Here is a 14,224-nt window from a genome sequence, read left to right on the forward strand (position 1 = left end):
TCCAACTCGTAAAAGATCAAAGTAAAATGTTTAAAATTGCTATGATCTTAACGAATTTTTAGTGACTTACGGAAATAGATTTACGTTTTTTTTCTTTAATTTGCATTTAAATGAGCATTTATATGAAATTGGCTTTGTTTGATTTAGATCACACCCTGTTAAATACCGATTCTGACCATTCGTGGGGTGAATTTTTGGTCAATGAAGGTTTGGTTGATCCAGTTCATCATCGTCAAATGAACGATAAATTTTATGAAGATTATAAGGCGGGACAACTTGACCCGATTGCTTATAATGAATTCGTTTTTGAATTTTTAACCCAACATGACAATACCTACTTAACTGATCTTCATCAGTTGTTTATGCAAAAAGTCATTCGCCCTAAAATGCGCCCTAAAGGTTTTGATGCGATTAAAAAGCATCAAGATTTGGGACACGCCATAGTGGGAATTACCGCGACTAGCGATTTTATTACAGCACCCATTTTCCGAGAGTTTGGCATTACCGAAATTATTGCAACCAGCGCTGAAGTATTCGATGGCAAATACACAGGCAAGGTGACGGGGATTCCATGTTATCAAAAAGGGAAACTTGCACGTTTGGATCAATGGTTAACAGGACGTGCAGTTAGCGAGTCATGGGCTTATTCCGACTCGATCAATGATCGTTTTTTACTTGAATATGCGACCCATGCGATTGCGGTGAATCCTGATGATCGTTTGGAAAAACTCGCCCGAGAAAAACAATGGGAGATTCAGGACTGGTCGATCTAAGTCATCATCTGAATCAGTTCTTCAGCCGCTTTTGATTGGATTCGTGCAGGGTGCCAGACCATGCCTAACTGACGGTTCATGTTTAAATTCAAATCTAAGCGAGTGAGCTCATGATTCAGTAAGGTTTTTGGTAATACCGACCACCCTAAACCGATCGAAACCAGCATTCTGATGGACTCTAAAGGATTATTGCTCATGGTAATTCTGGGCTTTAATCCTTTTTTTTCAAACTCAGCCAACGTGATTTGACTGGTATAAGTATGCGCTGCAGGTAATAAGCTTGAATAGGCAATCAAATCCTCAAGTTGAAGGTCGTGTTGTTGAGTCAAGGGATGAAATGGTGCGGAGACGAAAACCAAAGGATCTTCCCAGATTGTGACATAGTTGAGACGATCATCACCGACGGGTGGCAAAGTCAGAAATGCTAACTCTAATTCTCCAGCCAGTACTTGTTCATGAGCTTGTTCCGAATCCACGAAATGAACGTCCAAGGTGACTTTGGGAAAAAGCTGTACAAACTTTTTTAATGGTTCAGCAAGATGATGTAGACCAATATGATGGCTGGTACCGATCTTGAGGCGACCTTGAACTTGGGCTTGTTCATGGCTCAATGTATGATGAATTTCACCGAGTTCATTCAGCCATGTTTTGACTTTGGGCAATAAGGAATGGGCAGCATGTGTGGGTTGAATTCCTCGACCAGCCGATTCAAATAGTTTGACGCCAAAATATTCTTCTAAACTATGAATCCGTTTGGTCACCGCAGGTTGAGTAATGAAAAGCTGTTCAGCAGCAATCGAAATTGAACCTGTTTCCATAACTTTAACAAACGCTTCAAAGGCGGCAAGATTCATAATTTAGGCTCGAAAATCGTTAAAATTTAGTTGCTTGTTGTGAGATGGAGCATATACAGCTGACTATTTTAGGTAAAAGCGGTGAGCAAATATAGTTAAAGCTGTATATGTATAATTAAAAGTTAGGCTTTTTGTTCTGTTTTATTCCAAATTTTTTCATGGAAGAAGTATGCAAATGCTTGTACGGTAGGTTCGAGCAAACTCAAAGTCACCGCCATAATGATATTTCCCGTGACTACATAAGCAACAAGCATGGCCACTGTAATATGCATGAAGTAATAACTTAAGGTCTTTTTCAAGGTTCGCTGATTTTTAATCACAAATTGCTGAATATTAGCCATGCTGTCACCGTCTTATCAAATTAGATTTATATAAATAATAATCATTATCATTAAAAATGTAAAAAAGAAATTTCAATTGTTGATGATTGGATTTATGAATCGTGGTTGAATAGACCATTATTATAAAACTAATCATTCCAAAAAGTTTGTTAATTTATAAAAATGATAAATTAGATTTATGTGAAAGCATTGCTATAATTATTTTAAGATTTAGATACCCAGTCCTATGGCAAGCACGATGGAGAGCGACGACATGGCAGGCAAGACATTGTATGACAAATTATGGGATGACCATTTAGTAACGCAACGTGACGATGGTTCATGTTTGATTTATATTGATCGCCATTTATTACATGAAGTGACCAGCCCACAAGCATTTGAAGGCTTACAACTTGCTGGTCGTCAACCTTGGCGTTTAAGTGCCAATGTCGCAACACCTGACCATAACGTTCCAACCTCTAAGAAAGAGCGTGAACAAGGGATTGCGGGGATTGAAGATGATACATCACGTATCCAAGTGCAAACCTTAGATGATAACTGTAAGACCTTTAACATTGTTGAATTTGGGATTAATGATATTCGTCAAGGGATCGCGCATGTAGTTGGACCTGAACAAGGTTTAACTTTGCCTGGAATGACCGTCGTTTGTGGCGATTCACATACGGCAACGCATGGTGCGTTTGGTTGTTTAGCGCATGGTATTGGGACATCTGAAGTTGAGCATGTATTGGCGACGCAATGCTTGGTACAGAAAAAATCGAAGAATATGCTTGTTCGTGTTGATGGCGTATTGGGCAAAGGTGTGACATCGAAAGATGTGGTTTTGGCCATCATAGGTAAAATTGGTACAGCGGGTGGTACAGGCTATGCCATCGAATTTGGTGGACAAGTGTTCCGTGATATGTCGATTGAAGGTCGTATGACGGTTTGTAATATGGCAATCGAAGCAGGCGCACGCGTGGGTATGGTGGCTGTTGATGAAAAAACCATCGCTTATGTGAAAGATCGTAATTATGCACCTAAAGGTGAACAGTGGGATCAAGCAGTAGAATATTGGAATACTTTACATTCTGATGAAGATGCTGAGTTTGACGCGGTCGTGGTATTAAATGGCGCAGAGATTGAACCACAAGTTTCATGGGGAACTTCACCAGAAATGGTCATTCCAGTGTCTCAAGCAGTACCAACTTTAGAACAGGCCAAAGATGATGTACAACGCAATGACTGGACGCGTGCATACCAATACATGGGTTTAAATGCAGGTCAGGCGTTAGCTGATATTCAATTAGATCGCGTGTTTATTGGTTCTTGCACAAATTCACGTATCGAAGATATCCGTGCCGCTGCCGAAGTTGTCAAAGGTCGTAAAGTGGCGACTAGCATTAAACAAGCGATGATTGTTCCGGGTTCTGGTTTGGTTAAACAGCAAGCCGAACAAGAAGGTTTAGATCAGATTTTCTTAGAAGCAGGTTTTGAATGGCGTGAACCTGGTTGCTCAATGTGTTTGGCAATGAATGCAGATAAGTTACAGCCAGGTGAACATTGCGCATCAACCTCGAATCGTAACTTTGAAGGTCGCCAAGGTAATGGTGGTCGTACGCATTTGGTTAGTCCAGCAATGGCAGCAGCGGCAGCAATTGCAGGTCATTTTGTTGATGTTCGGACATTCTAAGGGAGCAAACCATGAAAAAATATACAGTTGAACAGGGTGTTGTTGCCCCTTTAGATCGTGCCAATGTCGATACAGATTTAATTATTCCAAAGCAGTTTTTAAAATCAATTAAGCGTACAGGTTTTGGCGATAACTTATTTGATGAATTGCGTTATTTGGATGAGGGTTATTTAGGGCAGGATATTAGTAAGCGTCCGAAAAACCCAGATTTCGTTTTAAATAAGCCACGTTATCAAGGTTCAACAATTTTATTGGCACGTACCAACTTCGGGTGTGGTTCAAGTCGTGAACATGCACCTTGGGCATTGAATGAATATGGTTTTCGTACTGTGATTGCACCAAGCTTTGCGGATATTTTCTTTAATAACTGTTTTAAAAACGGTATGTTACCTGTAATTTTATCTGAACAGATTGTTGATCAGTTATTTAAAGAATGTGCTGAAGCCGAAGGTTATCAACTCACGATTGATTTAGAAGCTCAAGAAGTACGCACGCCGAAAGGTGAAGCATTTAAATTTGAAATTGATCCATTCCGTAAACACTGTTTATTGAATGGTTTGGACGACATTGGTTTAACTTTGCAAGTTGCTGACGAGATACATGCTTATGAAGCTAAGGCTAAACAGGCACGTCCTTGGGTATTTGCAGAAATCAAAGCCTAATTGTTTGAATACATTTTGAACATAGTCATAGCATAGCGATACAACTCTTGCTAACATGCAAACAAAGATTATTTTGCTTGCATGTTGATATGACATGAGGACTGGGCCTGAACAATGAGAAGGATATTGGCACGCAATATTTTGTTGTGTTTATCTATTGGAACAATTTTAGCTGGATGTCAAAACACATCTAATGTGGTTGACCACGTTCGTATTGCTCAAAATTCGTTAGAGCAAAAAGCGAATAATGCAACCTTACATTGTTCAGGCGTTGAGAATTGTGAGTTTGCTCGAATTAATGATATTGAGGTCATTAATGCAACTTCACATCGTATAAGTCGAGAAGCGATGGAACGCGGCATTGTCAGACTACAAGGTTCTGTGTTTAGCCGAAAACAGCAAGTTTATCTCAGTGTTCCTGCGAAAGAATACGAAATCGTGATCCGTTTTTATCCGATTTCACTAGATCGTGCGGAAACCTTTCATGTTATTCATAAGTTTAAACCGTATCTAAACTATACCTTCAAAATGTATCGAGATCGCCCATCGCGTTCAGGAAGTTTATTAACAGTTTCTGCACCTGATCCATTATGTGTCGATTTACAGCAAGAGCAACAGACGATTCGCCGTTTTTGCCGATCTTATGATGTCAGCAAAGGCTTAGGTGAATTTATTGAAAAAAAGATTTAATTCGCTTGCAGTGAAAACTGCATATATCAAACTGGAAAAATAGATGTCTAAACATATTTTAATTTTAGCGGGTGATGGCATTGGCCCAGAGATCGTTGGCGCTGCTGAGAAAGTACTGACTAAGGTCAATGATAAATTTAATCTAGGTTTGACATGGGAGCATGGTTTACTCGGTGGCTCTGCGATAGATGCACACGGCGAACCTTATCCAGCAATCACGAGCGAACAAGCAAAGAAAGCTGATGCAATTTTATTAGGTGCAGTCGGTGGACCGAAGTGGGATACGATTGAACGTTCTATCCGTCCTGAGCGTGGGCTATTAAAAATTCGTAGTGAACTCAATCTGTTTGCAAACTTACGCCCAGCTATTTTATATCCACAATTGGCTGATGCTTCGAGTTTAAAACCAGAAATTGTTGCAGGTTTAGATATCCTGATTGTTCGTGAATTAACAGGTGGAATCTATTTCGGTCAACCACGTGGTATTCGTGAACTCGAAAATGGCGAGAAACAAGGCTATAACACTGACGTTTATTCAGAAAGTGAAATCAAGCGTATCGCCAAAGTAGCGTTTGAGCTTGCAGGATTACGTGGTGGAAAAGTCTGCTCAGTGGATAAAGCCAATGTGCTTGAAGTGACTGAGTTGTGGAAGCAAACTGTTACTGATTTACAGCAAGCACAATATCCAGATATTCAGTTATCACACATGTATGTTGACAATGCAGCGATGCAATTAGTACGTGCGCCTAAACAATTTGATGTGATTGTGACTGGTAATTTATTCGGTGATATTTTATCGGATGAAGCAGCGATGTTGACGGGTTCAATTGGTATGTTACCTTCTGCATCATTGGATGAGAATGGCAAGGGAATGTATGAGCCTTGTCATGGTTCTGCGCCAGATATCGCAGGTCAAAATGTCGCAAACCCGCTTGCAACCATTCTCTCTGTAGCGATGATGTTGCGTTATACCTTCCGTGAAGAGGCAGCAGCAAAAGCGATTGAAGATGCTGTTGGTCAAGTTCTGGATCAAGGTTTCCGTACAGCTGACATTATGTCTGAAGGTATGAGCAAAGTAGGTACAGATGCGATGGGCGAGGCGGTAGTTTCTGCACTCAACTAAATGCTTATAAATAAAAAACGCAGCTAAGGCTGCGTTTTTTATTTGGAATATAGCTTTAGCAAGCTTTGCCTTCATAGCGAATTGAGCCTGCAATTTGTTGCTGATCGAGCTCAAAAATAATATGGCAATAAAAATTGACATCATAAGACTGTTGTCGGGTAGAGGCAGAGTTTAATCGCACTGAACCTCCCATATTCGCCCCTGAACCACTTATAGACTCGGCAATTGGGATGGGGATGTTGATTGGGCGTAAGACAGTATACGTCAAAGTATTTGTCGTTATTTGAGGGTGTTTAAGCGTTTGAAAGCCTAAATCATTCAAGTTGAGATTTTGTTGAATGTTCTGTGCGGATTGTCCGATATAAGGTTGTAGATAGTCTTGTAATTGAATGGATTGCCATTTCGGCGTTGTACAGGCTTGTAGTATCAACACAAAGCTGAGAATAAAAAACTTATAATGCATGGGATATATCCTGAATTTTAATCACTGGTTAATTTTTATTTGACTATTCAATAATATAAATTGGGATAATAATCGTTATAGAAAATAGTCGATCTTTATTTGATTATACTAAACCATTCCTCTTAAGGAATCGCATAAGAGAGAATATAGAGCTTATAAAAAAAGCCACAACTCATGTGGCTTTTTTGCATTCACGAATTCTTAGCGCGCACGATAAGTAATACGACCCTTTGTTAAGTCATAAGGTGTCATTTCAACTTTTACGCTGTCGCCTGTCAAAATACGGATATAGTGTTTACGCATTTTACCAGAAATGTGAGCAATAACTTCGTGACCGTTTTCTAAACGTACACGGAACATAGTATTAGGAAGCGTTTCGGTGACAACGCCTTCGAACTCGATGAGTTCCTCTTTATTGGCCATGGCCTACCTGATGATCAAATTGGAAAGGCGCAAATTATAGTCAATTTATTTAAAATTTACAAGATTAAGTCACGATAAGGCAGCCAGATATTAGCCGAAAGAAATTGTTAGACAATTTATAAATTTTTTTTACAAAAGAAGCAGAATATTGTTGTCAGTTTGGTCAATCAACGTTAATCTAAATTTATTGTTCATTGTCACAATAATGTACTTACAGGGAAGGGCACTGCGTGGGTCAGCTAACAGATGCATCAGTTGTATTGCGCTTTGGTTATCAGGCGATTCGTAAAGCCGGATTACCGACTGAAGAGATTTTAACCAAGGCTGGAGTGGCTCTCAATCAAGTGGATACCAATGCACGAACGCCATTAAGTGCGCAAAATGCATTTTGGATTGCTGCACAAGAAGTGAGTAACGATCCAGATATTGGGCTACATCTTGGTGAGCATTTGCCTTTATATCGTGGGCAAGTGATTGAACATTTATTTATTAGTAGTGAAACTTTTGGTGAAGGCTTAAAGCGTGCTTTGGCTTACCAACGTTTAATCAGTGATGCTTTTGATGCTAAATTGATTATTGAAGATGGTCGTTGCTATCTCAGTAATGGTGAGCAATATTGGCCAGATAATCTGGTGAATCGTCATTTTTCCGAATGTGCGATGTCGGGTATTCTACGTTTCTTTAAGTTTATTACTGAAGGGCAATTTCAGCCGATTTATATTGATTTTAATTTCAATGATGGCGCTGATGATGATGAATATTTCCGTGTTTTCGGTTGTCCAGTGAGTTTAGGTCAAAAAGAGACACGTCTCTATTTTGATGCGACTGTACTGGATTATCCATTATGGCAAGCTGAACCAGAATTATTACAACTGCATGAGCAACTGGCGATTGAAAAATTACAAGAACTAGCTCGTTATGATTTAGTGGGTGAAGTGCGCCGTGCCATTGGGTCAACCCTAGAAAGTGGTGAAACAACCTTAGAGACTGTTGCCGCTCAACTGAACATCACGCCACGCCGTTTACGAACCCAATTGAGTGAAGCAAATACCAGTTTTCAGCAAATTCTTTCTGACTACCGTTGCCGCTTAGCCAAAAAGCTATTGGCAAATACCAGTGAAAGTGTAGAGCGTATCGTGTATTTAACGGGATTTTCTGAGCCAAGTACTTTCTATCGCGCATTTAAGCGCTGGACCAATGAAACTCCTGTCGAATACCGTAAAAGAAAGCAACGTTAACTGTTTCCAAAACCTTATCGAATAGATAAGGTTTTTTTTATTCAGGAAGATTTAACCAATGTGGTCCCAATGGTGGCTGAGGCAGGTCAAATTGCTCGGGGTACTCTGCTTGGATGAAGTACAGTCCATCGGCAGGTGCCGTAATACCTGCTGCTTTACGATCTTGTGCAGCGAACATGTGATCAATATGGTCGATCTCATACATCCCTTGTCCAATCTCAAGTAAGCACCCCATAATATTTCGCACCATATGATGCAAAAAACCATCCGCTTGAATGTCTAGAACCAGATAGCGACCATGTTCAAACAAACGACAATGTTTGACGTGACGTACAGGTTGATTGGATTGGCATGCTGCAGCGCGGAAGGTCTCAAAATTATGAGTACCTTCAAATTTTGTTGCCGCTGCAATCATTTTCTGGACATCGAGTGTTTGATAAAGATGAGTGACTTGCTTATACAACAATGCTGGGCGAGTCGGTGCGTTATACACGATATAGCGATAGCGTCTCGCGCTTGCTTTAAAGCGGGCATGGAAATTCTCATCCATGCGTTTGATCCACTGAAGCGAGATATCTTTAGGAAGTTGACTATTTGCCCCCATGAGCCAACCACGATCTGGTCGAATGGCAGTGGTATCAAAATGCGCAACCATATTGGTGGCGTGCACTCCAGCATCCGTACGCCCCGCACCATGCAAAATAATAGGTTGATTGGCAATGGTACTTAAGACTTTTTCAATGGTCTCTTGAACACTTGCAACGCCTGCTTGTTGTGTTTGCCATCCACGGTATTGAATACCGCAAAATTCAATACCAATTGCATAACGTTGCATGTCTTAACCTCAAGATTAGTGTTGTTGCCAATGAGTGAAGCATTGATCGTGGGTCGGGTATTTTAAATACATTTGCAGGACTTTTGCATATAAATCGGCATGGCTGTGACAATCATTGAGCAAAACTTTGGCAGAATGAATCCATGAACTGACCGCATAACGCTGATCGAGTTGTCCGAAAGTGACTTGAGTGCTAACAATGGTGAGGCATTGGCGCTGATAAAGTGCTTCAAATAACGATAGGATCTCATCATTAACCGCAATATTGCCTGTTCCAAACCCTTGCAAGATTAAAAAGTGGGGTGGATTGGAGAGAATATTTTTCAGTTGTATGGCGAGTTGTTCTTGAGTTATGGGTTGTAGCATTAAATTGAGCACGCTGAGTTGCGTGGCTTGTTCCAGTTTCTCGTCCTGGACAATAAAGTAATCAGCGACGGTATGACACTCTTGGGTTGCTGAAATACCTGCAAATGCATCTAATTCAGTCGTATGTACTTTTAATGCTGTTTGTGCATGGAAAATTTGTTGGTGAAAGGCAAGATATACGCCTGCAGGAAGCTGGCGTACTTGTTCACATGCAAGGGTTAAATTACTCAATGCATCTGTAAACTCTCGAGTGTCATTTCCATCAATATTGAGTAGAGGATATTGGCTACCTGTAATCACGACATGGCAAGAATGCCCCAAGAAACGGGCAAGAGTTGCCGCTGCATAGCTTAAAGTATCTGTACCGTGGACAATGACAAAATGCTGGAAACCGTCGAGCTGGAGTTGCTGTACTTGCTGTGCCAGTTCGAGCCAGTCAGTCGCAGTACACGCGCTACTGTCTCTGATGCTCGGGGCAGCAAAACACTCTACCAAGAAATGTGGGGGAATCACTTTTTTCAGCGCTGGTAAAAAGGTGTGTTCAGGCATTGGCATCAATGGATCGCCGATACAGCCAAAGGTGCCACCCATATAAATTAAAGCGATTGTTTTCATAATAGAAATTTTTTCATCATAAAAAAGCAGTCATGGAGACTGCTTATATTAGACCGATCTATTTCAAGACGCTATTTGATTCAGTAATTTTTGTGAGCGTTGTTGTTGTTCAGCATTAAACTGAGACTGGCTACTTTGTAGCAACACTTGAGCAGACTCATAAGCACCAAGTTCGATGTATTGCTCAGCAAGGTCTAAGTTGAGCTGAGCTTCATCTAGCTGCTGTAAATCTGGGAAAGATTGTGCAAGTGGGTCAGTTAGCGTAACCGCTTCTGGTGCACGCTGTGTAGGCGTATTGGTTTCTAACTCAGTAGTTGCTTCTGTTGCAGCAAAGTCAAGTTCAGCTTTTTCGAGTTCAACTGGACTATCTTGAACAGTCACTTGTTCAGTTGCTAGATTTGAAGTTAGATCTGTTTCAGCATGAGTTTCGGTGGCTTTATCTACGGGTTGAGTCGGCGTTAACTCTAAATTTCCAAAATTAAAATCCAGGGCTGGTTTTTCTTCGGGTTGTTTTGTCTCTTCAGTACGAGGTGTTGCATCAAGGCTTGGTGTAAATGCCAGTGCTTGCTGATCCTGAGCTTCTATAGCAGCAGTGTCAGGTTTAGCTGTTTCTTTTTGTTCGAAAGAGAAGTCAAAATCTAAAGGTTCAACGGCCGATTTAGGTTCTGCAACATGTTCTTGCTCAGCGGGTGCAATATATTCAGATTGTAGATCATCAAAACTTGGAGTTGTATCTTGTGTTAAGCCATCAAACTCAGATTTTTGCTGTGGAGCAGTATCTACTGTAGGGGCACTTGCTTGGTGATCGAACTCAATGGTGTCAAATGAGGTTGCTTTACTTAAGCCTTCCTTCTTTTTTGTTTCAGCAGCTTGAGCAATATCGACTAATTGTAATGCATGCAAATGTTTAATCAGCTGATCAATTGCAAATTCATCTTTTTGCGCTAAATGGATATCTGCCAAAAATAAATATAATTCATGTTGAGCATTATCTTGCTTTAAAGCTTGGTTAATCTGGGCCTCTGCGGTCAGATAATTACCCTGTTGAATCTCATGGCTCAGCTTTTGACGCAAACTTTCTGAGATAGGTGTGGTCACTGCAGGGGCAGGTACGTGTTCTTCCTGTACCAATGTAGTACGTGACGACGCTTTTTTTGCAGTTTTGCTTGCAGTTTTTTTCGCTGGGGTCTGCTTTTGCTGACCTTCACGTTTTTTAAGAACGATTGCCACAATCAAAACAATGACGAGCAATACAATTATTATAGTTGACATGATCTATACCCCTTAAAGCCAGAACCGCTTTATACAAATCTATAAAATATTTTCGTAACTTAGTGCGCTGAATTCTTCGCTTCCTGTTGCGCTTTCAACTGATCCTGTAGTGCAGCCAATCGAGCATTGAGCAGTTGAATCCGTTGTTCCTTTTGGCGTAAAGCCAATTCTAGCTGCGTTACGTTTTTTTGTAATGTAACGGTTTTTTCTCGTGCTGTCATAACTTTTAATGATAAGTCTGCATAGCTTTTTTGTTGTAATGTGTCTTTTTTGGCACTTCCAGTACTTGAATCTTGATTACTTTCAGCGACTAAAGTCATTTCTGCTTGCTGCAAGCGATATTTCGTTTTCTCAGCTGGGATGCGGGATTGCGCCGTTATAGCTGAGCTTGTCGGTGTTTTTTGAGCAGGAATCGAATTAAGATTGAAGTTTAGATGCGATCCTTGTCGTAAGCGATTGGCTTTCCCACCGATAAAAGCATGTTCGTTTTGTTGCTTAATTTGGTTCATCACTTGGTTTAATGGCTGTTGAGTCTGAGCCGAAATACGTTGTGCAATGCTCCAGAGTGATTCATTTCGCTGTACAACATGTTGCTGTGCAGTTTTAGAAGCCGTTGGCTGATTAGTCGATGCTTTCTGCTTGGTTGTTGGTGTTGTATCTTTGACTTGTGATTCTTGAATCTTTTCGGAGGTCTGTGCTGTTCTTGCTTCCGCTTGGGTGTTATCTAATTTATTTTCATTTACTGTAGTATTAATTTGTGTAAGTGCATCATCTACAGCAGTTTTAGTCGTTAATGTATTGGTAGGGGTTATTGAATCTTTCGCGGTAGAATTGAATTGCTCTGAAACCTGAGCTTGTTCAACAGTTGCAGTTGCAGTTGCAGTTGCAGTTGCAGTTGCAGGGTGACGTGACTCTGAAATATTTAATACTGGCGGTAGAACAAAGGGTGCGTTTAAGAGCTTTTCTTGTTTTAAGCTTGGTTGGGCGGTCGTATTAAATTGAGTGCTTTCAGGCAAGTTTAAAGCGATGTCTTTTTCACTTACGATGAACTTGGGAGTAAGTGATTTTTCATTACTACTTTTAGCAGTGTTTGCAACTTTTGCATTTTGACGAATCGGTTGTCGAATATGCTTTAAATGTGAGGCACTACCGTCTTGGATTTTTAGAATAATATTAAGCTCAGGATCAAGCATTGGGCGAGAAGAGGTGATGACGATGACCCCTTCACCACGATCATTACGACGTGTAAAAAAATTAAGATGTGCAGGGGGTTGGTGAACTGCATCTAACATGCGTAAATCTTCTGGAGTTGCTACAGAAACATCCAATCGTGTATTCGAGTCTGCTTGATGAAAACTCATTTCTGCATAAAGTAATTCACCAGGTGCAGATTGAATTTGCAGTGGGTCAAAGGTAATCGCATAAATAGGTTGCGAAGATAAAATGGCTAAAATGGCAATTTTTAATTTGTTATTAACAGTCATCTCGATCCATGAATAGTGGTGTTGTAGTCAGGTCTAGGGCCCGTTGATATTTCAGCCATGGTGAAATGCCAACACAAGCTGAGTATACATTACCGTGATGTAAATGGATTGTAAATTCCTTATCTATGGTAATAAAAAAAGCCGATCAAATGTGATCGGCTTTTGTTTTTTATCAATTTTTGCTTAAGCGTTCTTATATTCCACTAAGATACGTAGCATACGACGCAAAGGTTCAGCAGCGCCCCAAAGTAGTTGATCACCTACCGTAAAAGCACCGAGATATTCTTTACCCATGTTCATTTTACGTAAACGACCAACAGGTACAGTTAAAGTACCAGTAATTGCAACAGGCGTAAGATCGGTCATTGATGCTTCGCGTGTATTAGGAACAACTTTTGCCCATTGACTCGAATTGCGGATCATATCTTCGATTTCATCAAGCGGCACATCTTTTTTCAATTTCAAAGTGATTGCTTGAGAGTGGCAACGCATTGCGCCAATACGAACACAGTGACCATCAATTGGAACAATTTGTTGATTGCCTAAGATCTTGTTGGTTTCAACTTGACCTTTCCACTCTTCTTTTGATTGACCGCTCTCGAGCTGTTTGTCGATATATGGGATCAATGAACCTGCGAGCGGCACACCAAAGTTTGCTTTCGGGAAGCTTTCACCACGTTGTAAATCAGCAATTTGGCGATCAATATCAAGAATTGCAGATTTAGGATCATCCAGTAATTCTTTAGTATTGTTGTACAAATAGCCCATACCTGTGATCAGTTCACGCATATTTTGCGCACCTGCACCAGAAGCTGCTTGATAGGTCATCGAGGTTGCCCATTCCACCAAGTTATTTTGGAACAGTGAACCTAAGCCCATCAACATCAATGAAACTGTACAGTTACCACCCACGAAAGTCTTAGTTCCGTTGACTAAACCGTCTTTGATCACATTTAAGTTTACAGGATCAAGAACAATGATCGCATCATCTGCCATACGTAGCGTAGATGCAGCATCAATCCAGTAACCATCCCAACCTTCGGCTTTGAGTTTCGGGAAAACTTCCGAGGTATAGTCACCACCTTGACAGGTTAAAATGACATCCATCTGCTTCAGACTCGTAATGTCCGTTGCATTCATAAGTGCTGGGGCAGTCTTACCACCAAATGAAGGTGCTTCACCACCTGCATTACTGGTAGAGAAATAAAATGGCTCAATGTGAGCAAAATCATTCTCTTCAACCATACGTTGCATAAGGACAGAACCCACCATCCCACGCCAACCGACCAGACCTACTTTCATGTCATTTTGCCTCGGTATCTAAAAAACTTTAAGGGGCTTGAGTGTATCAAAAGTGAACGCAACTGCAAGCGTTACATGAATAAAACAGTTGATTTATTGTGTGGAATTATT

At 40.6% G+C, this 14,224-nt stretch carries 15 protein-coding genes; 6 read left to right on the forward strand and 9 right to left on the reverse strand.

Annotated elements, in window-relative coordinates; all coding sequences use genetic code 11:
- The first annotated feature begins 122 nt into the window (after positions 1-122).
- Positions 123-773, forward strand: a complete 651-nt coding sequence (locus DK207_RS01110; protein WP_109439616.1) for an HAD family hydrolase — start codon at positions 123-125, stop codon at positions 771-773.
- Here DK207_RS01110 and DK207_RS01115 read toward each other — a convergent pair.
- Positions 770-1,627, reverse strand: a complete 858-nt coding sequence (locus DK207_RS01115; protein WP_109439617.1) for a LysR family transcriptional regulator — start codon at positions 1,625-1,627, stop codon at positions 770-772. The two genes, DK207_RS01110 and DK207_RS01115, sit on opposite strands and share 4 nt — an antisense overlap.
- A 122-nt stretch (positions 1,628-1,749) precedes the next feature.
- Positions 1,750-1,968: a DUF2061 domain-containing protein gene (locus DK207_RS01120; RefSeq protein ID WP_109439618.1), complete on the reverse strand. Its 219-nt coding sequence runs from the start codon at positions 1,966-1,968 to the stop codon at positions 1,750-1,752.
- 253 nt (positions 1,969-2,221) lie between these two features.
- Here DK207_RS01120 and leuC point away from each other — a divergent pair, with 253 nt between their 5' ends.
- From leuC to leuB, 4 genes are all read left to right on the forward strand, one after another.
- The gene (leuC, locus tag DK207_RS01125; protein WP_109439619.1) at positions 2,222-3,640 is read left to right on the forward strand and encodes a 3-isopropylmalate dehydratase large subunit; all 1,419 of its coding nucleotides are present in this window, start codon (positions 2,222-2,224) and stop codon (positions 3,638-3,640) included.
- Positions 3,641-3,651: 11 nt separating this feature from the next.
- Entirely contained in the window at positions 3,652-4,302 is a 651-nt protein-coding gene (leuD, locus tag DK207_RS01130; protein ID WP_109439620.1) for a 3-isopropylmalate dehydratase small subunit, read from the forward strand.
- A gap of 114 nt (positions 4,303-4,416) precedes the next feature.
- The gene (locus DK207_RS01135; protein ID WP_109439621.1) at positions 4,417-4,992 is read left to right on the forward strand and encodes a hypothetical protein; all 576 of its coding nucleotides are present in this window, start codon (positions 4,417-4,419) and stop codon (positions 4,990-4,992) included.
- A gap of 43 nt (positions 4,993-5,035) precedes the next feature.
- Positions 5,036-6,115: a 3-isopropylmalate dehydrogenase gene (gene leuB, locus DK207_RS01140; RefSeq protein WP_109439622.1), complete on the forward strand. Its 1,080-nt coding sequence runs from the start codon at positions 5,036-5,038 to the stop codon at positions 6,113-6,115.
- A 55-nt stretch (positions 6,116-6,170) separates the two neighbouring features.
- Here leuB and DK207_RS01145 read toward each other — a convergent pair whose 3' ends face one another.
- Together DK207_RS01145 and infA are read right to left on the reverse strand one after the other, a co-directional pair.
- Positions 6,171-6,578: a hypothetical protein gene (locus DK207_RS01145; RefSeq protein ID WP_109439623.1), complete on the reverse strand. Its 408-nt coding sequence runs from the start codon at positions 6,576-6,578 to the stop codon at positions 6,171-6,173.
- 201 nt (positions 6,579-6,779) lie between these two features.
- Positions 6,780-7,001 (reverse strand): translation initiation factor IF-1, encoded by a 222-nt coding sequence (gene infA, locus DK207_RS01150; protein WP_001284370.1) that lies wholly within the window; start codon positions 6,999-7,001, stop codon positions 6,780-6,782.
- A gap of 230 nt (positions 7,002-7,231) precedes the next feature.
- Here infA and DK207_RS01155 point away from each other — a divergent pair, with 230 nt between their 5' ends.
- On the forward strand, positions 7,232-8,239 hold the full coding sequence (locus DK207_RS01155; protein WP_109439624.1) for an AraC family transcriptional regulator: 1,008 nt from the start codon (positions 7,232-7,234) through the stop codon (positions 8,237-8,239).
- Positions 8,240-8,276: 37 nt separating this feature from the next.
- On the opposite strand, the gene truA is transcribed toward DK207_RS01155, so the two are convergent.
- The 5 genes from truA to asd form a co-directional block, all read right to left on the reverse strand.
- Positions 8,277-9,074 (reverse strand): tRNA pseudouridine(38-40) synthase TruA, encoded by a 798-nt coding sequence (gene truA, locus DK207_RS01160; RefSeq protein WP_109439625.1) that lies wholly within the window; start codon positions 9,072-9,074, stop codon positions 8,277-8,279.
- A gap of 15 nt (positions 9,075-9,089) precedes the next feature.
- Positions 9,090-10,055, reverse strand: coding sequence for an asparaginase domain-containing protein (locus DK207_RS01165; RefSeq protein ID WP_109439626.1), 966 nt, complete (start codon positions 10,053-10,055; stop codon positions 9,090-9,092).
- Positions 10,056-10,118: 63 nt separating this feature from the next.
- Positions 10,119-11,327, reverse strand: a complete 1,209-nt coding sequence (locus tag DK207_RS01170; RefSeq protein WP_109439627.1) for a FimV/HubP family polar landmark protein — start codon at positions 11,325-11,327, stop codon at positions 10,119-10,121.
- Between the two features lie 59 nt (positions 11,328-11,386).
- The gene (locus DK207_RS01175) at positions 11,387-12,811 is read right to left on the reverse strand and encodes a FimV family protein (RefSeq protein WP_109439628.1); all 1,425 of its coding nucleotides are present in this window, start codon (positions 12,809-12,811) and stop codon (positions 11,387-11,389) included.
- A gap of 183 nt (positions 12,812-12,994) precedes the next feature.
- On the reverse strand, positions 12,995-14,113 hold the full coding sequence (gene asd / locus DK207_RS01180; protein WP_109439629.1) for an aspartate-semialdehyde dehydrogenase: 1,119 nt from the start codon (positions 14,111-14,113) through the stop codon (positions 12,995-12,997).
- Positions 14,114-14,224 lie beyond the last annotated feature (111 nt).

This window comes from Acinetobacter haemolyticus (genome assembly GCF_900406815.1).
Lineage (GTDB): Bacteria > Pseudomonadota > Gammaproteobacteria > Pseudomonadales > Moraxellaceae > Acinetobacter > Acinetobacter haemolyticus_A.

Bases quoted from the DNA above. Each gene is read 5' to 3' on its own strand.
- DK207_RS01110 (WP_109439616.1), top strand. From the start codon at position 123: ATGAAATTGGCTTTGTTTGATTTAGATCACACCCTGTTAAATACCGAT.
- DK207_RS01115 (WP_109439617.1), bottom strand. From the start codon at position 1,627: ATGAATCTTGCCGCCTTTGAAGCGTTTGTTAAAGTTATGGAAACAGGT.
- DK207_RS01120 (WP_109439618.1), bottom strand. From the start codon at position 1,968: ATGGCTAATATTCAGCAATTTGTGATTAAAAATCAGCGAACCTTGAAA.
- leuC (WP_109439619.1), top strand. From the start codon at position 2,222: ATGGCAGGCAAGACATTGTATGACAAATTATGGGATGACCATTTAGTA.
- leuD (WP_109439620.1), top strand. From the start codon at position 3,652: ATGAAAAAATATACAGTTGAACAGGGTGTTGTTGCCCCTTTAGATCGT.
- DK207_RS01135 (WP_109439621.1), top strand. From the start codon at position 4,417: ATGAGAAGGATATTGGCACGCAATATTTTGTTGTGTTTATCTATTGGA.
- leuB (WP_109439622.1), top strand. From the start codon at position 5,036: ATGTCTAAACATATTTTAATTTTAGCGGGTGATGGCATTGGCCCAGAG.
- DK207_RS01145 (WP_109439623.1), bottom strand. From the start codon at position 6,578: ATGCATTATAAGTTTTTTATTCTCAGCTTTGTGTTGATACTACAAGCC.
- infA (WP_001284370.1), bottom strand. From the start codon at position 7,001: ATGGCCAATAAAGAGGAACTCATCGAGTTCGAAGGCGTTGTCACCGAA.
- truA (WP_109439625.1), bottom strand. From the start codon at position 9,074: ATGCAACGTTATGCAATTGGTATTGAATTTTGCGGTATTCAATACCGT.
- DK207_RS01165 (WP_109439626.1), bottom strand. From the start codon at position 10,055: ATGAAAACAATCGCTTTAATTTATATGGGTGGCACCTTTGGCTGTATC.
- DK207_RS01170 (WP_109439627.1), bottom strand. From the start codon at position 11,327: ATGTCAACTATAATAATTGTATTGCTCGTCATTGTTTTGATTGTGGCA.
- DK207_RS01175 (WP_109439628.1), bottom strand. From the start codon at position 12,811: ATGACTGTTAATAACAAATTAAAAATTGCCATTTTAGCCATTTTATCT.
- asd (WP_109439629.1), bottom strand. From the start codon at position 14,113: ATGAAAGTAGGTCTGGTCGGTTGGCGTGGGATGGTGGGTTCTGTCCTT.